Below are 20,126 nucleotides of genomic sequence, written 5' to 3'. Positions count from 1 at the left end.
AAGCTGTAGTAAACGGAGCGCTCCAAAACGGGTGGAGAAAACACAAAAGGTTAATGCGGGAAAACCTATCTTTGCAGGAACCAAAGCATATGAGTGGATTTAAAAAATTGGCGAGCGATACGGCGCTGTACGGAATCAGTACGATTCTGGGGCGGATGCTGTACTGGCTGATGGTGCCCCTGCACACCCGGGTTTTTGAGCGCACCGGCGAAATGGCTTCGAACGTGGAGTTGTTTTCCTACGTTCCGGTTTTGCTGCTGTTTTACACCCTGAGTTTGGAAACGGCTTTTTTCCGGTACGCGGCCCGGCAGAAAGAGGATAAGCAGCGGGTGTTCAACGAAACGCTGAGTATTGTGCTGGTAATCAGTGTCGTGGCAACGGCCCTGATCTGGCTCTTATCGTCCCGGATTGCCGATGCGCTGGATTATCCCGATCAGCAGTTGTTTGTGACCTGGGTTGCGCTGATTGCCGCCACCGACGCCATCGTGTCGATTCCGTTTGCCCGGCTTCGGGTCGAAAACAAAGCCCGCCAATTCGTCAAAACCAAGCTGATCAACATTTCGGCCAATGTGCTGCTGAATGTGTTCTTTCTGGTGATCTGTCCGCAGATCTACAACGGTGAATACCTGGTTTTTCTGCAGCCGTTCGTGGATCTGTTCTACGATCCTTCCATTGGTCCCGGCTACATTTTTCTGGCGAACCTGATTGCCAACCTCCTGTATTTTCCGTTGCTGGGTAAAGCGTTTGCCGGTTTTCGGTTTCGGCTCGACAAACCGCAGGTGCAGCTTCTGGTAGCGTATTCGTTTCCGCTGATGCTGACGGCGCTGGCGGGCAATATCAACATGCTGACCGACCGCTGGTTTCTGCGGCCGTTGTTGCCGGACGGTTTTTATCCGGGCCTGACCTCGGAAGATGCGCTCGGTATTTACGGGAACTGTTACAAACTTTCGGTGTTTATGGCGCTGGCGATTCAGTCGTTCAAGTTTGCGGCTGATCCGTTCTTTTTCTCGCGCGCCGAAGACAAAAACGCGCCCGGTTTGCTGGCCGATGTCAACAAATGGTTCATCATCGTCTGCGTCCTCATCTGGGTGGGCATCAGCCTGAACCTCGACTGGATCGGGTTGTTTATCGGACCCACCTACCGGCAGGGCCTGGGCATTGTGCCAATCCTGCTGCTGGCCAACCTCGTGCTGGGCGTTTATTACAACATCGCGTTCTGGTTCAAGCTGAGCGACAAAACCGTATATGGCACGCTCATTACGGCCCTGGGCGCTACGGTTACGGTTTTGTTAAACGTACTGCTGATCCCGATCATGGGGTACATGGGGTGCGCCGTCGCGTATCTGGCGTCGAGCATCGTCATGTGCGTGACCTGTTACATCCTCGGCGAAAAACACTATCCGGTTCCCTACGACGTTGCTTCCGCTCTGATTTACATCTTCAGTGGGGCGGTTTTGATCTACATTGCTTCTCAGATCGAAATTTCCAATCTCTGGATTTCCGTGCCCTACCACCTGCTGTTGTTTGGGTTGTTCGTCGGTGTGATGCTGGTGATCGAGCGAAAAACGTTTGGGCCGCTGCTGGCCCGGTTTCGGAAGCGGGGCAACCGGAACAAAATGGTCGGGGAGTCAGGTAACGGGTAAAACGGCAATAAACGCTGACCCCTGGCCCGGCCGACTGTCAACCGTCAGCGTACCGCCGTGGCCTTTCGTCACGATGTCGTAACTCATTGAAAGACCCAGGCCGGTGCCTTCGCCGGTTGGCTTGGTCGTAAAGAAAGGCTGGAAAAGTTTGGCTTTGACCGCTTCCGAAATGCCCATTCCGTTGTCGATCACCCGGATTTCGACCTGCCGACCGATGACCTTGGTCCGAACGGTAACCACCGGTTTATACGCTTCGGCGGCTGTTTTCTGTTTTTCCTGAACGGTATAAAAGGCGTTGTTGAAGAGATTCAGCAACACCCGCCCGATCTCCTGCGGAACCAGGTTGATCAAACCGACAGCCGGGTCGAAGTCGGTGATCATCTCGCAATTGAACGTATTGTCTTTGGCCCGCAGTCCGTGGTAGGCCAGCCGCAGGTATTCATCGCAGAGCCCGTTGAGGTTGGTCGGCTGGCGTTCGCCCGAACTGCTGCGCGAGTGCGCCAGCATACTCCGGACAATCTGGCTGGCGCGGCCCCCGTGGTGACTGATTTTCTGGAGGTTCTGCTTCAGGTCACCCAGCAGCTCCTTTTCCAGCCCGGCATCGCGATCCGGTTTTTGCTGTTCGTCCTCAAGTTCGCCAATCAGTTCGGCGCTGACTTCCGAGAAGTTGTTGACGAAGTTCAGCGGGTTCTGGATTTCGTGGGCAATCCCGGCCGTTAATTCCCCCAGCGACGCCAGTTTTTCTTTCTGAATGAGTTGATCCTGGGTGGCTTTCAGGTTTTCGAGCGAGGTCTGCAACTGAGCGGTGCGTTCTTTTACCTGCTGTTCAAGCCGTTCGTTCTGGCTGGCGATGATGCGGTTTCGTTCAATCTCGCGTTCTTTTTCGAGCTGTTCTTTTTCAATGGCCTGCTGCGCCACCCGCTTGCGAACCAGGTTGTAGCGGTTGAGCAGGGCGCCCGAGAAAACAATGATCAGCCAGGCAAAGCAGGCGCTTTCGATGTACCCGAAATTGTACCACTGCCAGGTGGGGACCTTGATGTTAAAAAAGTACCCCAGCAGGTGAGTCGATAGCGTGTAGAGCCAGAACAGAAACAGGGGCGTGGTGGCCATCAGCGCAAACCGGGCGTCGAGCGAACCGCGCCGGAGCATGTTCAGCATGCCGATTGCCAATAAAACATAAACGACCCGAATCAGAATTTCGATGGAAAGCACCACGAACGACGGCGATAGAAAGGGCAACCGGTACATGAAAAACTGGAGTCCGTTGGCCAGTGCCGTCAGGATCAGGAAAAAGGTAATGGCGTTGTTTAAGCGGGGCAAAGCCGGAACGAGCTGGATGAACTTCCGGATCGACTGAATGAAAAAGAAGTAGAAAACGATAAAGAAAAAGATGCTGGTTAACTTAAACTGGTACGGATACTCCGGAAAGAGGGCTAGCTGAAGATTAAAACCGTTACGTTCGAAGATGAAAAAAAATAAGCAAATGGCGAAATAGAGGTAGACGCGGTCCCGGACCGAAACGAAAATGTAAAGGTTATAGCTGACCGCCAGCAGCAGGATGCCGATCATGATGCCCTCGAAGTAATAGTCTTCCCATTCCCGGTCGACCCGGAACGACTTATAGACGGAATGAATGCGGTGTTCTTCGGTCTGGAGCTGGGGCGAAAGATACGTCAGCGGTTGCCACCAGAGAGGATTTTCCGAGCGCTGGTAAAGGGTAACCTGCTCACCCGGTTTCAACTGAAAGGAAAGCCGGTACCGCTCGACATCGCCGTTGTGAACCGGAAGTTCGCTGCGCGGAACCAGCTGGCCAGTGCGCTGGTGCTGCCAGCGCCCGCCGGAGTCCTGCGCGTACAGGTCGAAGTACGCAGCTTCAAATTCGCATAAGAACAGCTTGGCGTCGTGATCGAGCGAGTTGCGAACCCGCATCCGAAGCCAGTAGACGTGCGCCTTTCGGTTCCGGTTCAGGTAGGAATCAAACCGGAAGTTTGGGCTGCGCTGCACCTGTTCAAAGGTAAAGTTGCCCGTGGGATCTTCCAGTACCTGGAAGAAGGTGGTATCGAGTTTGAAAAAACCGGAGTCGGTCTTGATTTCAAAAACCGGTGGCCAGGACTGCTGCGCAAAACCGCTGGTCGCCAGGGTGAGGAAATGAAAAATAAATAAGGAACAAAGAAGAATGACCAGCGAAAACCGGGTGTTGGGTTTTGCTTCATAGCGGGCCGCCGGGCGGTTTATTCTTAACTCTTCATGGGTCATTGATTTCATGCCTTCGTGTCCCGCAGCAATTTATTGGCATAAATGAACTCGTTCAGTTCGGATACGTTCGACTGGGTGATGGTGGCGCTGGTGCCTTCCCAGAGTTTTTTGCCTTTGTAGAGAAACAGGATTTTCTCGCCAATTTCCATCATCGAATTCATGTCGTGGGTGATGACCACCGTCGAGATCTTGAATTCGTCGGTGATTTCCCGAATCAACTCATCGATTTTGATGGAAGTCAGCGGGTCAAGACCGGAATTCGGTTCGTCGCAGAACAGATACTGCGGATTCATGACAATGGCCCGGGCAATGCCAACGCGCTTTTTCATCCCGCCACTGATTTCCGACGGCATGCGGTCGGCGGCCGCGTCCAGCCCCACGCGCTGAAGGCAAAACTGCGCCCGGTCTTTTTTCTCCGTCGAAGACATATCGGTGAGCATATCGAGCGGAAACCGGACGTTTTCCAGCACGGTTTTGGAGTCGAACAACGCTCCGCCCTGAAACAAGACACCCATCTCGCGCCGAATGGCTTTCTGGGTGTCTTCATCGCCGGCCATAAAATCACGCCCGTTGTAGAGCACCTGGCCTTCTTCGGGTTTGACGAGGCCGATCATGCACTTTAACAAAACGCTTTTGCCGGTTCCGCTGCCGCCGATAATCAGGCTGGTTTCGCCGGGCAGGAACTTCCCGGAAATGCCCGCCAGAACCGTCCGGTCGCCGAAGGTTTTCTGTATGTTCTTAATCTCGATCATGATTCAAGCTGTTTCGCGGAGTTGAGCAGAGGAGAAGGGAGTTACGCAGAGTTTTTTCTATATCTTTTTCTCTGCTTAACTCTGCCCGCTCCGCTTACCTGCGCGACATAACTCTATAACAATAATTGCGCTAATAAAAAGTCCGCAGCCAGAACGGCGATGCAACTGTTGGTAACGGCGGCTGTCGATGCCTGCCCGACTTCCAGCGCGCCCCCGGCGGTGTAATAACCCTTAAACGACGAAATCGTGGAAATCAGAAACGCAAAGACCACCGATTTGATCAGGGCGAAGGTGATGTTGAACGGATTGAAGTCGGAACGCAGGCCGTAGACGTATTCTTCGGAGGTGATCAGGTTGGCGGTCGTCCCGGCGATGTAGCCACCGTAAATGGATAAAAAACCGGCCAGAATCACCAGCATCGGAAAGGTGATCATGGAAGCCAGCACTTTGGGCAGCACCAGGTATGAGCTGGAATTGATCCCCATGACTTCCAGCGCGTCGATCTGTTCCGTGATGCGCATGGTGCCCAGACCACCGGCAATGTTGGAGCCGACTTTGCCCGACAACACCACGCAGGTGATGGTGGGAGCCAGTTCAAGCACCGTCATGTCCCGAACGATCAGCGAAATAATGTACGTCGGGACAAACGGGCTCACCATGTTATACGCCGTCTGCACGCAGGTTACGGCCCCGATGAAGGTAGAAACAATGGCAACGATAAAGACGGAGTTGATGCCGATTTGGATGCATTCGTCCAGAACCAGCTTGGTATACACCCCAAATTTTTCGCGGTTCCGGAAGAGGGAGCCTAAGAAGATAAAATAACGTCCAAGATAATGCATGAGCGCAAATAACAACAAAACTACGGTAAAGATAGAACGGTTTTGTGCGTATCTTGCCAAAAAACACGAAAGAGTCAATAGTCATTCCGGGGCAATCGGGCGTATTCTAACGAATAGTAGGCGCGGCTAGTGACCATTGACTGATTCTATGAATCCATTACTGGTAGTGACGGGCGGCACCAAAGGCATTGGCCGGGCCGTAGTTGAACGTTTTGCGGAAGGCGGTTTTGATGTGGTGGTGAGTGCCCGCAGCGAAAATGATTTAAGGCAGTTGAAGCACGAAATCGAAGCGTCGGTGGCCGACGTGCTGGAAGGCTTCGACGATGCCGTGATGCCCACTATTTTTCCGTTTGTGGCCGATCTGGCGCAACGAGCCCACGTAAACCGCCTGATTGAGTTTATTCATTCACTGGCCCGGCCGGTGAGCGTGCTGGTGAACAACGTCGGTATTTTTCTGCCGGGACAGGTGCACAACGAGCCGGAAGGCACGTTCGAAACCACCATGAATCTCAACGTGGCCAGCATTTACCACCTGACCCGGGGGGTGATCGGTGACATGATGAAACAACGCAGCGGGCATATTTTCATGATGGGATCGACGGCCAGCATCACGGCCTATCCGAACGGCGGTTCGTACTGCATTTCGAAGTTTGCCCTGCTGGGTCTGGCCAAAGAACTCCGTGAAGAAATGAAACCGTATGGCGTGAAGGTGACTTCGCTGCTGCCCGGCGCGACGTATACCGACAGTTGGGCCGCTTCCGGTTTGCCGGCAAACCGGTTTATGCAGCCCGCCGACGTGGCGGAGGTCATCTGGTCGGCCTATCATCTGTCGGCCGGGGCGGTGGTCGAGGAGATTCTGCTCCGACCCCAACTGGGTGATATCAAGTAATTTAAATTGATAAATACCGAATAATAAATGGCGAATTACGAATAATGAAGTGAAGTTGCCTGATTTCGATATTCGACATTCGGAATTCAATATTCGCTATTCATTAAAATCTTCCTTTGTATCTTGCGCCCTGATTAATAAAAATTTAAACGGGAAAGCACTATTTTTAACATAAAACTCCAGTAATGGAATCTGTTCAATATTTGGGTATTGACGTCGGCGGTACGAATGTCAAGATGGGAATTGTCGACGCACAAAGTGGCAATATTTCTAATTTCTACAGTCATGATACGGCCAGTTGGCGCGAATCAGGGCATTTTGTCGAACAATTTGCCGACGCCATTGCGCTTCAATTGTATGAACACAAGGAAATTAAGAAAGTAGGAATCGGCTTACCCGGAATGATCAACCGGGAGCGGACCGTTCCCCTCGAAATCACCGCCATCCCCGAATTGAACGGTGTTCCACTGGTCGAAACGCTGAACAAACGGTTTCCGGACGTTCAGTTTTTTCTGGAAAACGACGCCAACGCAGCCGCGCTGGGCGAATTTTATTTTGCGGACGAGAAAATCGACGAAAATTATATTTTCATCACGCTCGGAACCGGGGTCGGTGGGGCCGCCATTATCAACAAAAAAGTGTTTGTTGGGGGCGATGGCAACGCGATGGAACCGGGTCATTTGCCCTCCCGCAATAACCGGGTGCTCGAGCGAAACATCGGCAAGAAAGAGCTGCTGGATTTAGCCAACGAACGCCGGGAAGAGTTCAAGGGCGTTACCCAACTGGCCGCCGATGGCAGCATTTCGACCACCAGCCTGGTGGCTGCCGCTGCCGTGGGCGATGAGCTGGCGCTGCAAATCTGGACGGAGGTCGGCGAGATGCTGGGCGACGGTCTGGTTTCGCTGGTTCGGGTGCTGGACATCAAGCAAATCCTGATCGGGGGCGGCTTGTCGGCCTCCTACGACTACATTCTGCCGGCGGTTCAAAAACAACTGGATTTCTGGCTGACGCCGTATTACCAGAACGGGCTGTCGCTGAAACGGGCCACACTCGGCAACGACGCGGGTTTGCTCGGAGCGGCCTCGCTGTGCTTTGAGTAGTTGAAAATTCGAAAGAAAGTCAGATTCGTTCAACACTCGCCGACGTGTTGAACGAATCTTTTTTTTGGGGCGGTTTTGATCCAAACGGCACGGAGCGGCACTGGAAAACATGGAAATCGTAAAAACGAACAAACTCACCACGACCCAATCCGGTTTGCTGCTGGGGCTGCTGGGCGTCATCTGCTTTAGCTTCACGGTTCCCATGACCAAGCTGGCGCTGCTGAGCTTCAGTCCGTGGTTGATCAGTTTTGGGCGCATCGCCGGAGCCGGTTTGCTTGCGCTGGCTATTTTACAGCAACAGGGCAAGGTCTACCTGATCAGAAAACACCTGCGCATGCTGTTGGGAATCTCGCTGGGGGTAGGACTGGGGTTTCCGGTTTTGATGACGGTGGCCATGCGGTCAACCTCCTCCTCGCACGCCGGAATTGTGCTGGCCCTACTGCCCCTGACGACGGCCGTTCTGGGGGCCATCGTCAACCGCCAGTCGCACAAAACGGCGTTCTGGGTGGTTTCGGCCAGCGGCTGCCTGACGGTTTTGGGGTACGTGCTGCTGCGGGACCGGGTGACGCTCCAAACCGCCGATCTGCTGTTGCTGGGGGCTACGCTGTCGGCCAGTCTGGGCTATACGCTGGGTGCGCAACTGACCCGCAGCGTGTCGGGGCTGGATGTCATCTGCTGTGCGCTGGTCATCGTTCTGCCCGTCAGCGTGCCGGCGACGGTGGTTGCCTGGACCTACGAACCACCTGCGCTCATTGAGGGAAGTGCACTGGTGGGGCTGGTGTACGTAACGCTGTTAAGCCAGCTATTCGGATTTGTTCCCTGGTACAAGGGGCTGGCGTTGGGGGGCGTTGGCGTGGTGTCGCAACTGCAATTGCTGCAAACCTTTTTTACGCTGCTGATTTCGGCCTGGATGCTGGGCGAGTCGATCGGACTGCTCGAATACGGAATTGCGGTTTTGGTGATTGTTCAGATCTACATCGCAAAAAAGGTTAGCTGAAGGCTTCCGGCAAACCCCCAGAACCGTCAAACAATATTGACTTCCGGATTCAGGCGGATGCCAAACTTGTCGTCCACCGATTGCTGGACTTTTTGGGCAAGGGCCAGAATTTCGGCGCCGGTAGCCCCGCCGTGGTTGACGAGCACCAGCGCCTGTTTGGCGTGCACGCCCGCGTTGCCGAGGTGTTTGCCCTTCCAGCCGCACTGTTCAATCAGCCAGCCCGCCGGAACTTTCACCGTCCGGTCGCCGGTCGGAAAACCGGGTATTGCCGGGTAGGCGGTTTTTAAGGCTTCAAACTGATCTTTGGAAATTTCCGGATTTTTGAAAAAACTTCCGGCATTACCGATTTCGGCCGGATTGGGCAGTTTACTCCGCCGAATGCGAATTACCGCGTCGCTGATGGCCTTGATGCTGAGCTTGTCGTCGGAAATGCCCATGGCCGCCAGCGTTTCCCGGATGGCGCCGTATTCGGTATGAAAAACCGGTTTTTTATTCAGGCGAAACGTAACGCTGTTGATGATGTAATGGCCTTTGGCTTCGTGTTTGAAAATACTCTCGCGGTAGCCAAACCGGCATTCGGCGTGATTGAAGGTGCGGGTTTCGCCGGTTTGAATGGCAACGGCTTCCAGATGGTCGAAAACCTGCTCAATTTCAACGCCGTAAGCCCCGATATTCTGCATGGGTGCCGCGCCGGTGGTGCCCGGAATCAAGGCAAGATTCTCAATCCCGGCGTAGCCGTGCTGAACGCAGTACATCACCAGCTGGTGCCAGTTGACGCCCGCTCCGGCTTTGACGTACACGTGCGCATCGTCTTCCCGAACCACCGCAATGCCCTGGATGGCTACTTTGATGACCAGCCCTTCAAAATCACGCGTAAACAGCAAATTACTGCCGCCCCCCAGAATCAGCTTCGGTACGGCCAGATACTCATTTAATTGAAAGAGCGTTTTGAGTTGATCTTCGGTATCAATCTCCACCCAGTACCGGGCTTTCGCGTCGATGCCAAAGGTGTTATACGGTTTCAGCGAAACGTGACTCTGAATATCTAACATGGGGTAACGTAAGAAAGCTACCTCAAAGTAAGCAAAAAGAAGGGAAAAGGTTGGTATCCCGGCGGTATTGCTCAACAAGATAGCGGGCTGATTGTTGCATAACCAGATAGTTACTAAATTTGCGCACCAGGAATGAAAGCACAGACAGATAAAATTCGATTGGATAGCGCGGTTATCCTGCTCCTATTGGCGGCCTTGTCGGGCTTGATCAGCTCGTGTGCGTCATCCAAAAAGTCGGTTTCCCGCTCGCCATCGGTCGATTACAACGCCTATAACTACGATCTGTCGGCTACCCGGCCGCGGTACAATATACCCTCGTCGGCGGCAGCAAAACCGGGTTCGACGACTTCACCGGCGCGCCCGGCTCCGGAAAACCGCCGGACCCTGCCGATGGCCGAACCCCTGCACATCAACAAAAAACTGGATGCGGTGCTGGACACGATTGCCGTCAAAAACCGCTCGATCCGGTACGCGCAGGGCTACCGGATTCAGGTCTATGTCGGGAACGAACGAAACGAGATTGACCGGGCGAAACGCATCACGTACCAGAGTTTTCCGGAACTTAATCCGTATACCACCTATCGCCAGCCTACCTACCGGTTAAAGGTGGGCGATTTTATGCGCCGGATTGACGCCGAGCGGTATCTGGCGCAACTCCGTCAGCAATTTTCATCGGCAACGCTTTTACCCGACCGCGTTGAAATTCGGAAGAGTCTGTCGATCAAGTAAGTAAATGTCCATAAATTTGGTTGTTGCCTTTGTTATCAATCTATGAAAAAAGCACTAATTACCGGCATTACGGGGCAGGATGGCGCCTACCTGGCGGAGCTACTCCTGTCGAAAGGTTATGAAGTTCATGGCATCAAACGCCGGAGTTCGCTGTTCAATACCCAACGGATCGACCACATCTACGAAGATCCGCACGAGAGTCACGTCCGGTTTCGGTTACACTACGGCGATCTGTCCGATTCAACCAATATCATCCGGATTATTCAGGAAATTCAACCCGACGAAATCTATAACCTCGGTGCCATGTCGCACGTTCGGGTCAGTTTCGAAGAGCCCGAATATACCGCCCACGTCGACGGGATCGGCACGTTGCGGATTCTGGAAGCCGTCCGCTTGCTGGGTCTGACGGAAAAAACCCGCATCTATCAGGCTTCCACTTCCGAACTGTACGGGGGGGTACAGGGCCACGCCCAGTCGGAAGAAACGCCGTTTTACCCCCGCTCACCGTATGCGGTGGCGAAATTGTACGGCTACTGGATTACCGTCAATTACCGGGAAGCCTACGGCATGTATGCCTGCAACGGCGTACTGTTCAACCACGAATCTCCGCTGCGCGGGGAGACCTTTGTTACCCGGAAAATCACGCGCGCCGTGGCCCGGATTGCGCTGGGGTTGCAGGATAAGGTGTTCATGGGGAACCTGGACGCGCAACGCGACTGGGGCCACGCCAAAGATTATGTGGAAGCGATGTGGCTGATGCTGCAACAGGAAAAACCGGAAGACTTCGTGATTGCGACCGGAAAAACCACCCACATCCGCGACTTTATCCGGATGGCCTTTGCCGAAATTGGTGTCGAACTGGAATTCCGGGGCGAAGGCGTCAACGAGGTCGGCGTTGTGGCAAAATCCTCCAATCCGAGCTATGCGCTGGAAGTCGGAAGAACCGTGGTCTGCATCGACGAACGCTATTTCCGGCCGACGGAAGTGGATTTGCTGCTCGGCGATCCGACCAAAGCCATGACCAAACTAGGCTGGAAACCCAAGTACGATCTGGCGGCTTTGGTGAAAGAAATGGTCGCTGCCGACATTGAGCTGTTCCAGCGCGACCAACTGCTGGAGAAGAGCGGTCACCGGGTCATGAATTATTTTGAATAAATAACTCCTTCAGGGAGACCAATAAAAAAACCGCCCGGTTCTGAGAACCGGGCGGTTTTTGTCTTTTACCGCGGAGGCTTACACCGGCACGGCGTAGTAGTACATCCGTGAGCTGTTCGGGTACATACCCACCAGCATCAGACCGTCGCCTTCTTTGGTCGTTGCCATAGCCGATTGCAGTTCTTTCATGGTACGGACCACTTTTCCGTTGGCTTTGACAATGATGAAACCTTCTTCAATATCGGTTTCAGACATTTTACCTTCCCGAATCCGTTTCACCCGAACCCCGCCGGCAACGCCCAGACGTTTGGCATCGGTCGCCGTCAGTTCTTCAAAATCGGCGCCGAGCGAACCCAGGCTGCTGGTGGCATTGGATACCGTTACGTTGTCGCTTTTCTTGATAATGTCCCGTCCGCCGTTGCGGTTACGCAGTTCGACGCGGAAATCACGCAGGTCACCATTCCGGTTAACCGTCATTGCAATGACGTCACCCGGGCGACGGCGGCCGATAATCTCGCGCATCTGGCCGTCCGAATCCACATTCTGACCTTCCATTTTCACGATCACGTCGCCTTTTTTCAAACCGGCAACAGCCGAAGCACCTCCTTCAACCACTTCGTTGATGTAAATACCGCGTCCTACTTTAGAACCCAGTTCCTGCGCCCGCAGGCTGTTCAGTTCAACCGGGATGATTCCCAGGTAACCGCGTTGTACGTTGCCGTATTTCACGAGGTCAGCCGATACTTTTTTCACCAGCGAAACCGGGACGGCAAAACCGTATCCACTGTAATACCCGGTGGCCGAAGCGATGGCCGAGTTGATGCCGACCAGTTCACCGCGCAGGTTGACCAGCGCACCACCCGAGTTACCGGGGTTGATGGCGGCATCGGTTTGGATAAACGCTTCCACGGGTGCTTCCGGTTTCGGATCGTTCCGATCAATGTTTTGTTCCAGAATACCAATCCGGCGGCTTTTGGCGCTCACGATACCAGCAGTTACGGTCGACTCCAGATCCAGCGGGTACCCAACGGCCAGTACCCATTCGCCCAGTTTCAGGGCATCTGAGTCACCCAGCGTAATGGAAGGCAGGTTTTTGGCATTGACCTGAATAACCGCCAAGTCCGTCAGCGGGTCGGTGCCGATTACTTTGGCTTTGAAGCTCCGTTTGTCGGTCATAATGACTTCAACCTCATCGGCTCCCTGCACCACGTGGTTGTTGGTAACAATGTAACCGTCCTGGCTGATGATAACGCCGGAACCGGAAGCCTGACCCCGTTGCCGTTGGGGAGCACCGCCGTTGCCCCGTCCGAATTCTTCACCAAAAAAGTCGCGGAAAATATCCGGAATCTGTTGTTGACGGACCGTACGGGTGATGGTGGTTTTGATATGGACGACGGCGGGCGTTGCGGCTTCGGCAGCGTACGAGAAATCGCCCGGAGCAGCCTGTGGGCCGGTCAGAGCGGCTAGCCGTCCTACGGGAGTCGACGCTGGAGCCGATTCGTTAAAAATGACATCCTGCTTATTAAATCCTAAGAAGTTGTAAGCGGCCAGCGTGACAAAGCTCGACAAGAGAGCAATGATAGCTAAAGATTTCCAATTGTTTTTCATGACTTGATTCTGAATGGGTCGTTTACTGCTTTCGTTACAGTTCACCATGATAACGAAATCCGCTTTTCCAAAAATTCGATTTTGTAACGCAATTAACAAAATTTAACAACGAATGTTGACAGGTCCGGTTCGCAAAAGAATGAAACGAAATGGCGCCGATTTGCCGGCTGCTGGCGAACCGATTTCTGGTCAGGAACTCAAAAGTATATTTCCCTAATGACAACATCCATACCAGCCTAATGTTTACGTAAATGTATGTCATTATGGCGGGAAGTTTTAGTAGGTTTCCAGCCGGAACCAGTCAGTTTGGCATCCGGTTTTCAGAATGGCCGTATTTCGTTTCGTCAACTGACAAAACAGCATCGAAATCTTTGGTGGGTGAGGAGGGAGTGCGGTTTTGGAAAGACGAATTGAGCGGAACGTGAAAACCGGCGGCAGAGAAGAAAATCAGGAGAAAATGATCGTAGAAGGTTGGCAAGAGTGATTAATTGGAAACCGGTTTCATCTGCAATTGCTCACAGGCTTTTTCGGCCGCCGACTGTTCGGCTTTTTTCTTGCTGTAGCCACTACCCTGCGCAAACGGTTCGTCGTTAACCGTCACCTGCGAGATGAATTCCCGGAAATGGTTATTGCCGCGTTCGGAGATGATGATAAATTCGACTTTTTTGCCCTCGCGCTGCGCCCACTCGATCAGACGGCTTTTGTAGTTGGCGTTGTTACTGATGAGCGCTTCGAGATCGTAATGCCCCAGCAATTCCTTGAGGATAAACCCGCGGGTAAACCGGAAGCCTTTGTCTAAATAAATGGCTCCCACCAGTGCTTCCAGCGCATCCCCGTACATCGACGTGCGCGAAGGCACAATGCCCCGGTTGCGGCTGCCGTCGTATTCGATCAGGTTTTCCAGACCAATTTTGCGGGCAATCCCGTTCAGGGTTTCGCGGTTGACAATCCGGGAGCGGATTTCGGTCAGGAAACCTTCGTCTTTGTAGGGAAATTTCTTGAAGAGAAATTCGGCAATCACCATCCCCAAAACCGCATCACCGAGGTATTCCAGCCGTTCGTTGGATTCCTTGAAGCCTTTGATAGCCGTCTCCCGCGAGGCTGAAGTGTGCCGGAAGGCAAGCTGGTACAAACCGATGTTGGAAGGAGCTTCGCCAATGATGTGCTCAATGGAACGCTTGAATTTTTTGCGTTCACTATTCCCCAACCGCAGCCGGAAGAAACTGAGAATAGGCTCGAGGACTGTGTTGGATGAAGCGTCTTGCACGCGGCTAATTGGGACTAGTAGGAATCAAGTTTACGAAATATAACAGAAAAATTGTGACCGCCAAAACCGAATGTGTTACTTAATGCCACATCAATGGTTCGTTGCTGGGCTTCGTTGAACGTGAAATTCAATTTGGAGTTGAATTGTTCGTCGTCGGTAAAATGGTTGATGGTGGGCGGAACAATGCCGTATTTCATCGCCATGATGCAGGCGATGGCTTCAATGGCCCCGGCCGCGCCCAGCAAGTGGCCCGTCATGGACTTGGTGGAGCTGATGTTCAGTTCATAGGCTCGGTCGCCAAAGACTTTCTCGATGGCGGTTGCTTCGCTAACATCGCCCAGCGGGGTTGAGGTCCCGTGGACATTGATGTAATCAATGGCTTCCGGACCGAGACCGGCATCTTCGAGCGCATCTTTCATGACGTTCAGCGCCCCCAACCCTTCCGGGTGCGGAGCGGTGATGTGATACGCATCGGACGACATTCCCCCGCCGATCAGTTCGGCGTAAATTTTGGCTCCCCGCGCTTTGGCATGCTCGTATTCTTCCAGAATAAGGGCACCGGCCCCTTCGCCCAGCACAAAACCGTCGCGGTCCTTATCGAAAGGCCGGGAAGCGGTTTCGGGCGAGTCATTTCGTTCGGACAACGCCCGGAGCGCATTGAAGCCGCCGACACCTGCTTCGGTGATGGCCGCTTCAGAACCGCCCGAAATGGCGATGTTCAAACGCCCCAGCCGAATGAAATTAAAGGCGTCGATCATGGCGTTGGTGGCCGAAGCACAGGCCGAAACCGTCACGTAATTGACACCATGAAACCCGTAGCGAATCGAGAGCATGCCCGATGCACTGTCGGCAATCATTTTCGGAATGAAAAACGGATTGTAACGGGGAGAGCCATCGCCGGTTGCGTAATTCTTGACTTCATCTTCGAAGGTTTTGAGTCCTCCGATTCCGGAACCCCAGATGACACCGGCTTTATTCAAATCGAGCTTTTCGAGATCAAGCCCGGCATCCTTCACCGCTTCGTCGGCCACAATAAGCGCATACTGGGCGAAAGGATCCATTTTACGAGCATCCTGCCGGGGAATAAACTGGTTAATGTCCAGTCCCTTTATTTCGCAGGCGAATTTTGTCCGAAATTTTTCGGCATTAAATTTAGTAATCGGACCGGCGCCACTTACACCGGCAGATAAGCCGTTCCAGAACTCTTGTACTGTATTACCAATCGGCGTAAGAGCGCCCAGGCCGGTGATTACTACTCGTTTAAAAGGCATAGAATAAACTCAAAAACAAAAAGAAACGCTTATTTCACATTCTCTTCCAGGTACGAAATGGCCTGGCCAACGGTACCGATGTTTTCCGCCTGATCGTCCGGAATAGAGATGTTAAACTCTTTTTCAAATTCCATAATCAGTTCAACGGTGTCGAGCGAGTCGGCGCCCAGATCATTGGTGAAGCTGGCTTCCGGGGTTACCTCCGATTCCTCAACACCCAGTTTTTCAACAATGATTGCTTTTACTTTGTCTGCAATTTCTGACATTTTTGTATGCGTTTGGGGTTCTAAAAACTGTGCAAAGAAAGAAATTTAAAACAGCATTGTCAAATAATTTTTTCTTTCGAAAATCGTTTAAAAAGGCTTGGTTTTTTTTGTAAAAAGACAGATTAACAGCTTCTTACAAAATAAAATTGTATTTATGAGCCGGGTCGTAAAATCCAGTCGGGTTCGGCCGGTTCGCTAGGAAAATAACTCCGTTCACTTCCAGCGAACGGCTAAATAAACCGCCTGACCAGCCCGAAACCCCTTTGAATGTCGTCGGCTAATCGGCTTGCTTTTAGTAACAAATGAAAAGATGTAAAAGTTATTCAAACGAGATTTGTCTCTTTTCCCAATCGGCAATTGTGTAGTTTTGCCCGAAAAATACGGTGAATATTCCCAAACTGAACCATACGGATTCCGGCAACTTTTTTCTGATTGCCGGGCCCTGCGCCATCGAAAACCGCGATCTGGCGCTGGAAATTGCCCAAAAACTGGTCGATCTAACGGACCGGCTGCACATACCGTTTATTTTTAAGGGGTCCTACCGCAAGGCAAACCGGACCAAACTAAACTCCTTCACCGGCATTGGCGATCAGGCTGCGCTGGAAATTCTGAAGGAAGTAGGAGACCGGTTTCAGGTTCCGACCCTTACTGATTTTCACGAGTCCGATGAAGCTGCAATGGCCGCCCAGTACGTTGACGTGCTGCAAATTCCGGCTTTCCTGTGTCGCCAGACGGACATGCTTACGGCGGCCGCCGAAACCGGCAAAGTCGTCAATGTCAAAAAAGGCCAGTTTATGTCGGGCGATTCGATGGCGTTTGCCGTTGAAAAAGTAAAATCCGTCAATCCCGGTGCCGAGGTGTTTCTGACCGACCGGGGCAACTCGTTTGGCTACGGTGATCTGGTGGTCGATTACCGGAATCTGCCCGTCATGCAGGCTCACGGGGTTCCGGTGGTTATGGATTGTACCCACTCGCTGCAACAACCCAATCAGGCTTCGGGCGTCACTGGTGGAAAACCGGCTCTGATTGCCACCATTGCCAAAGCGGCCATTGCCGTCGGGGCGGATGGCTTGTTTATTGAAACGCACCCCAAACCGTCAGAAGCCAAATCCGATGGCGCGAATATGCTGCCGTTGAGTGAGTTGGAAGCCTTGCTGGAAAAACTAGTGCGCATCCGGCAGGCAATTTTTTAAAGCCGGCTAGTAGAAATTCGTCGTTCCATTCTCTGATCAATAAACCAACTTTTGTGCTTATGGAGTCCCGCTACGCCACCAATCCCACCGATTTTAAACAGTATGATACCGACCGAATCCGGCGGGAGTTTTTGATCGAAAGTCTCTTTGAAGCGGATTCTTTTGCGTTTGTTTATTCCCATTACGACCGCATGATTGTGGGCGGGGTGATGCCGGTTCAGGGCGCGCAGCAATTGCCGACCTACGACGATCTGAAAGCGGATTACTTCCTGCAACGGCGCGAGCTGGGCATTATCAACGTTGGCGGAAACGGCGTGGTGACGGTGGATGGACAGTCGTTTGAGCTGGCCAAAAAAGATTGTTTATACGTGGGCTTGGGTGCTAAAGAAGTGGTTTTTACGAGCCAGCAGACCAATGAACCGGCCCGGTTTGCGTTAATTTCGACCCCCGCCCACCGGGCGTGTCCGACGGCAAAACTGGTTTCGGCCGAGGCTTCACCCGCAGACCTGGGCGCCCAGGAAACCGCCAATGAGCGGACGATTTATAAATACATTCATTCCGCCGGTTTGGAAAGTTGCCAGTTGGTGATGGGCCTGACCACCCTCAAATCCGGCAGCGTCTGGAACACCATGCCGCCCCACGTACATAACCGGCGGATGGAAGCCTACATTTATTTTGATGTTCCGGACGCGCACCGCGTATTTCATTTTATGGGTCATCCCCAGGAAACGCGCCATTTGATGGTCGCCGATGGTCAGGCCGTGCTTTCTCCGCCCTGGTCGATTCACGCGGGGGCCGGAACCACCAGTTATTCGTTTATCTGGGCGATGGCGGGAGAGAACTACAGTTTTACCGACATGGATTTTGTGCAATTGAGCGACCTTCGGTAAGCCATTTAGGCGCAATCGGACCGGTGCGCAGGGAAAAGGAGATGGAAACACCCGGTTTTTGAATTGGCGTAAGCGTTTAATTTTAGCGGGAATCAAAAGTTGACTATACGGGAGTCTTTGATAATCAATTGGTTTGCATGATTTGCTGACGGCGGTTTAAGCAGTGGTTGGGACAAAAGGATAGAAATATTCCCCGGATACGATTACATTTGGTTGTTACAATTTCGTTACCTGAAATTATGTCCATCGTAAACAAAGCCCGGCAGGCTTACCACAAGCTGTTTCCTGCCCCAGTTCTCAAGGATTTTCCGACCGAAAATCTGCCCTGGATCGACAAAAAAAATCCGGATATTGAAGGGTTCGTGAAGCAATTTCCCAAGGCGGCCCAGTTGCCCTACAATCTGGCCGAAAAACTCCGTTTCTGGGAAAAAAATGGGTATGTAATTCTGGAGCAGATTATCTCTGACGAGTTGATCGATGCGTATCTGGCTGATGTACAGGAGCTGATCGACCGACATAAGGAATACGATATCAATATTCGCATCGACCGGCCCGAATACGTCAAGCATCCGGTTATGAAAGTCCGGGATGTACCGCGCGAAATCATTGAAGGGCAGTACATCAAGATTATGGACTTTCACAATGCCTCGGTGGCCGGCAAGAAACTCATGCTGCACAAAGCCATCGTGTCGTTTCTGGAAGCCATTTTCAATGAAAAAGTGGTGGCCATGCAAAGCCTGACGTTTTTGTACGGTTCGCAGCAGGAAACTCACCAGGATTTTCCGTATGTGGTACCCCAGGTTCCGAGCCATCTGGCCGCGGCCTGGATTGCTCTGGAAGATGTGAAAGCCGGATCGGGCGAACTGCATTACTACGTGGGTTCGCACAAGGTGCCGAAATTCAACTGGGGGAACGGGATCTTCTTCAACGGCGAATCGACCCGGAACCCGACCGAATTTGGCAAATACCTGAACGCGGAATGCGAGCGTCTGGGGCTGGAAAAAAAGACCTTGCTGATCAAAAAAGGGGACGTACTGATCTGGCATGCGGCTTTGGCCCACGGTGGCGAACCGATTCTGGACGGCAGCCTGACCCGTAAATCCTACGTCTGTCACTATTCGTCGGCGCTGGGGTACTTCCGCCACCGGCATGATCTGGTAAACGAACCGGTCCGGCATACCCTGAACGAGGCCGATGTTTTTGCCGATCCCAAGCTGACATCGTACGAAAACTCATTCAAGCGGGGAGAGAAAGTTGACTGATAAAACCGGACAAAACCGGATTCATCTGAATAAAAAAAACGCCTTCCAAACCGGAAGGCGTTTTTCGATTCTACCAATCTCTATTATAACTTCATGAAGTTCGTTAGTCGGCACTCCGCACCGAACTGGCACCGGAGGTATTGGAGCGGAGGGACGCTGACCCCCGATAGGTCACGCTGCTGGCTCCGCTGGCTTCGGCTTCGAGCCGGTCGGTGACGTGCATCCGGGCGCTGCTGGCTCCTGATACGTCTACTTTGGCACTGCTTACTTTCAGATCGTAAGCCTTCAGGGTGGTGGCCCCCGAAACCTCACCGTCGAGTCGTTTGGCCTGGCCCGTCAGGGTCACATTCGAAGCACCGGACAAATCGACCTGTAACCGCTCTGCGTCAACTTCAATGGTCGAGGTGGAGGCCCCGGAAATATCGACATCCAGCTCCTTAAGGTTGCGAAAACCGGTTACGTCCGAACGCGACGCGCCCGAAAATTCAACCGCTTTCAGGTCCGGCAGACTGATGTTGATGGTGACCCGCTGCCGGTTGCGGTTTCCGAGTTTGTCTTTGTAGCGAACCTGCAATTCATTACTGACGACCCGCGCTTCCAGGTCTTCCAGGTCCGAGGCCCGGCCCGATGCGGTCACTTTATAACCGCTGCCACGGGTCACATGAATGGTGAAGGCGCTGCCCAGATCGAGTTTGTCGAAATTGCTGACGGTAAACGTGCGGGTTTCTTCCTGAACGGTCAGATTATTCATAATGTCTACCAACTGACTGCCCGAAGGACTAATGGCGGCTACCGATAAAACGGCGGCCGATACCAGAAAAGGTGTGAACAAAGAGCGCGCAAAGGGTTTTTTCATGATGAACGTTCGTTGAAATGTAAAGGAAAGATGCACCGGGAAACCAAAACGTTGCATCCTGATGCTGACCCGGCCGGCTTTCGTCCGTTTTTTAAGAC

19 protein-coding genes are annotated in these 20,126 nt (G+C 52.8%); 9 read left to right on the top strand and 10 right to left on the bottom strand.

Annotated features, from left to right (window positions below):
• Positions 1 to 89 precede the first annotated feature (89 nt).
• On the top strand, positions 90 to 1,643 hold the full coding sequence (locus ACYVHX_RS13295; RefSeq protein ID WP_460672137.1) for a polysaccharide biosynthesis protein: 1,554 nt from the start codon (positions 90 to 92) through the stop codon (positions 1,641 to 1,643).
• On the opposite strand, the gene ACYVHX_RS13290 is transcribed toward ACYVHX_RS13295, so the two are convergent.
• From ACYVHX_RS13290 to ACYVHX_RS13280, 3 genes are all read right to left on the bottom strand, one after another.
• Positions 1,629 to 3,899, bottom strand: coding sequence for a sensor histidine kinase (locus ACYVHX_RS13290; RefSeq protein WP_460672136.1), 2,271 nt, complete (start codon positions 3,897 to 3,899; stop codon positions 1,629 to 1,631). The genes ACYVHX_RS13295 and ACYVHX_RS13290 overlap by 15 nt on opposite strands.
• A gap of 5 nt (positions 3,900 to 3,904) precedes the next feature.
• Positions 3,905 to 4,651: an ABC transporter ATP-binding protein gene (locus ACYVHX_RS13285; RefSeq protein ID WP_460672135.1), complete on the bottom strand. Its 747-nt coding sequence runs from the start codon at positions 4,649 to 4,651 to the stop codon at positions 3,905 to 3,907.
• Positions 4,652 to 4,764: 113 nt separating this feature from the next.
• Positions 4,765 to 5,493 (bottom strand): MlaE family ABC transporter permease, encoded by a 729-nt coding sequence (locus tag ACYVHX_RS13280; protein ID WP_460672134.1) that lies wholly within the window; start codon positions 5,491 to 5,493, stop codon positions 4,765 to 4,767.
• Between the two features lie 148 nt (positions 5,494 to 5,641).
• Here ACYVHX_RS13280 and ACYVHX_RS13275 point away from each other — a divergent pair, with 148 nt between their 5' ends.
• From ACYVHX_RS13275 to ACYVHX_RS13265, 3 genes are all read left to right on the top strand, one after another.
• On the top strand, positions 5,642 to 6,382 hold the full coding sequence (locus ACYVHX_RS13275) for an SDR family oxidoreductase (RefSeq protein ID WP_460672133.1): 741 nt from the start codon (positions 5,642 to 5,644) through the stop codon (positions 6,380 to 6,382).
• A gap of 185 nt (positions 6,383 to 6,567) precedes the next feature.
• On the top strand, positions 6,568 to 7,482 hold the full coding sequence (locus ACYVHX_RS13270; protein ID WP_460672132.1) for an ROK family protein: 915 nt from the start codon (positions 6,568 to 6,570) through the stop codon (positions 7,480 to 7,482).
• A 109-nt stretch (positions 7,483 to 7,591) separates the two neighbouring features.
• Positions 7,592 to 8,479, top strand: coding sequence for a DMT family transporter (locus tag ACYVHX_RS13265; protein ID WP_460672131.1), 888 nt, complete (start codon positions 7,592 to 7,594; stop codon positions 8,477 to 8,479).
• A gap of 26 nt (positions 8,480 to 8,505) precedes the next feature.
• Here ACYVHX_RS13265 and murB read toward each other — a convergent pair whose 3' ends face one another.
• Positions 8,506 to 9,531 (bottom strand): UDP-N-acetylmuramate dehydrogenase, encoded by a 1,026-nt coding sequence (gene murB, locus ACYVHX_RS13260; RefSeq protein WP_460672130.1) that lies wholly within the window; start codon positions 9,529 to 9,531, stop codon positions 8,506 to 8,508.
• Between the two features lie 132 nt (positions 9,532 to 9,663).
• Here murB and ACYVHX_RS13255 point away from each other — a divergent pair, with 132 nt between their 5' ends.
• Both ACYVHX_RS13255 and gmd read left to right on the top strand, forming a co-directional pair.
• A complete protein-coding gene (locus ACYVHX_RS13255) occupies positions 9,664 to 10,260 on the top strand; it encodes an SPOR domain-containing protein (protein WP_460672129.1) in 597 nt (198 codons plus the stop codon).
• Between the two features lie 42 nt (positions 10,261 to 10,302).
• Positions 10,303 to 11,415, top strand: coding sequence for a GDP-mannose 4,6-dehydratase (gmd, locus tag ACYVHX_RS13250; protein WP_460672128.1), 1,113 nt, complete (start codon positions 10,303 to 10,305; stop codon positions 11,413 to 11,415).
• Between the two features lie 78 nt (positions 11,416 to 11,493).
• Here gmd and ACYVHX_RS13245 read toward each other — a convergent pair whose 3' ends face one another.
• The 5 genes from ACYVHX_RS13245 to ACYVHX_RS13225 all read right to left on the bottom strand — a co-directional run bounded on the left by ACYVHX_RS13245 (position 11,494) and on the right by ACYVHX_RS13225 (position 15,827).
• The gene (locus ACYVHX_RS13245) at positions 11,494 to 13,023 is read right to left on the bottom strand and encodes a Do family serine endopeptidase (protein WP_460672127.1); all 1,530 of its coding nucleotides are present in this window, start codon (positions 13,021 to 13,023) and stop codon (positions 11,494 to 11,496) included.
• A 301-nt stretch (positions 13,024 to 13,324) separates the two neighbouring features.
• Positions 13,325 to 13,501, bottom strand: coding sequence for a hypothetical protein (locus ACYVHX_RS13240; protein ID WP_460672126.1), 177 nt, complete (start codon positions 13,499 to 13,501; stop codon positions 13,325 to 13,327).
• A 6-nt stretch (positions 13,502 to 13,507) separates the two neighbouring features.
• Complete coding sequence (gene rnc, locus ACYVHX_RS13235) at positions 13,508 to 14,290, bottom strand: ribonuclease III (protein WP_460672125.1); 783 nt, start codon at positions 14,288 to 14,290, stop codon at positions 13,508 to 13,510.
• Between the two features lie 14 nt (positions 14,291 to 14,304).
• Positions 14,305 to 15,561: a beta-ketoacyl-ACP synthase II gene (gene fabF, locus ACYVHX_RS13230; RefSeq protein ID WP_460672124.1), complete on the bottom strand. Its 1,257-nt coding sequence runs from the start codon at positions 15,559 to 15,561 to the stop codon at positions 14,305 to 14,307.
• A 29-nt stretch (positions 15,562 to 15,590) separates the two neighbouring features.
• Positions 15,591 to 15,827, bottom strand: a complete 237-nt coding sequence (locus ACYVHX_RS13225) for an acyl carrier protein (protein WP_128547485.1) — start codon at positions 15,825 to 15,827, stop codon at positions 15,591 to 15,593.
• 383 nt (positions 15,828 to 16,210) lie between these two features.
• Between ACYVHX_RS13225 and kdsA the strand changes: the two genes are divergently transcribed.
• From kdsA to ACYVHX_RS13210, 3 genes are all read left to right on the top strand, one after another.
• Positions 16,211 to 17,020 (top strand): 3-deoxy-8-phosphooctulonate synthase, encoded by an 810-nt coding sequence (gene kdsA / locus ACYVHX_RS13220; RefSeq protein ID WP_460672123.1) that lies wholly within the window; start codon positions 16,211 to 16,213, stop codon positions 17,018 to 17,020.
• A 59-nt stretch (positions 17,021 to 17,079) separates the two neighbouring features.
• Positions 17,080 to 17,910 carry a 5-dehydro-4-deoxy-D-glucuronate isomerase gene (gene kduI, locus ACYVHX_RS13215; RefSeq protein ID WP_460672122.1) on the top strand — a complete coding sequence of 277 codons (831 nt, stop codon included), beginning with the start codon at positions 17,080 to 17,082 and terminating at the stop codon, positions 17,908 to 17,910.
• A 239-nt stretch (positions 17,911 to 18,149) separates the two neighbouring features.
• On the top strand, positions 18,150 to 19,172 hold the full coding sequence (locus tag ACYVHX_RS13210; protein ID WP_460672121.1) for a phytanoyl-CoA dioxygenase family protein: 1,023 nt from the start codon (positions 18,150 to 18,152) through the stop codon (positions 19,170 to 19,172).
• 103 nt (positions 19,173 to 19,275) lie between these two features.
• Here ACYVHX_RS13210 and ACYVHX_RS13205 read toward each other — a convergent pair whose 3' ends face one another.
• The gene (locus ACYVHX_RS13205; protein WP_460672120.1) at positions 19,276 to 20,028 is read right to left on the bottom strand and encodes a head GIN domain-containing protein; all 753 of its coding nucleotides are present in this window, start codon (positions 20,026 to 20,028) and stop codon (positions 19,276 to 19,278) included.
• Between the last annotated feature and the right edge of the window lie 98 nt (positions 20,029 to 20,126).

The organism is Larkinella ripae (assembly GCF_054780775.1).
Note: the sequence above shows the minus strand (reverse complement) of the source record. Positions and strands in the feature narration are given on the sequence as shown.

Excerpts from the sequence above, each read along its gene's own strand:
- ACYVHX_RS13210 (WP_460672121.1), top strand. The coding sequence starts at position 18,150 with ATGTCCATCGTAAACAAAGCCCGGCAGGCTTACCACAAGCTGTTTCCT.
- fabF (WP_460672124.1), bottom strand. The coding sequence starts at position 15,561 with ATGCCTTTTAAACGAGTAGTAATCACCGGCCTGGGCGCTCTTACGCCG.
- ACYVHX_RS13280 (WP_460672134.1), bottom strand. The coding sequence starts at position 5,493 with ATGCATTATCTTGGACGTTATTTTATCTTCTTAGGCTCCCTCTTCCGG.
- ACYVHX_RS13225 (WP_128547485.1), bottom strand. The coding sequence starts at position 15,827 with ATGTCAGAAATTGCAGACAAAGTAAAAGCAATCATTGTTGAAAAACTG.
- ACYVHX_RS13285 (WP_460672135.1), bottom strand. The coding sequence starts at position 4,651 with ATGATCGAGATTAAGAACATACAGAAAACCTTCGGCGACCGGACGGTT.
- ACYVHX_RS13205 (WP_460672120.1), bottom strand. The coding sequence starts at position 20,028 with ATGAAAAAACCCTTTGCGCGCTCTTTGTTCACACCTTTTCTGGTATCG.
- ACYVHX_RS13270 (WP_460672132.1), top strand. The coding sequence starts at position 6,568 with ATGGAATCTGTTCAATATTTGGGTATTGACGTCGGCGGTACGAATGTC.
- murB (WP_460672130.1), bottom strand. The coding sequence starts at position 9,531 with ATGTTAGATATTCAGAGTCACGTTTCGCTGAAACCGTATAACACCTTT.
- ACYVHX_RS13255 (WP_460672129.1), top strand. The coding sequence starts at position 9,664 with ATGAAAGCACAGACAGATAAAATTCGATTGGATAGCGCGGTTATCCTG.
- gmd (WP_460672128.1), top strand. The coding sequence starts at position 10,303 with ATGAAAAAAGCACTAATTACCGGCATTACGGGGCAGGATGGCGCCTAC.
- ACYVHX_RS13265 (WP_460672131.1), top strand. The coding sequence starts at position 7,592 with ATGGAAATCGTAAAAACGAACAAACTCACCACGACCCAATCCGGTTTG.
- ACYVHX_RS13295 (WP_460672137.1), top strand. The coding sequence starts at position 90 with ATGAGTGGATTTAAAAAATTGGCGAGCGATACGGCGCTGTACGGAATC.
- ACYVHX_RS13290 (WP_460672136.1), bottom strand. The coding sequence starts at position 3,899 with ATGACCCATGAAGAGTTAAGAATAAACCGCCCGGCGGCCCGCTATGAA.
- ACYVHX_RS13245 (WP_460672127.1), bottom strand. The coding sequence starts at position 13,023 with ATGAAAAACAATTGGAAATCTTTAGCTATCATTGCTCTCTTGTCGAGC.
- ACYVHX_RS13275 (WP_460672133.1), top strand. The coding sequence starts at position 5,642 with ATGAATCCATTACTGGTAGTGACGGGCGGCACCAAAGGCATTGGCCGG.
- kduI (WP_460672122.1), top strand. The coding sequence starts at position 17,080 with ATGGAGTCCCGCTACGCCACCAATCCCACCGATTTTAAACAGTATGAT.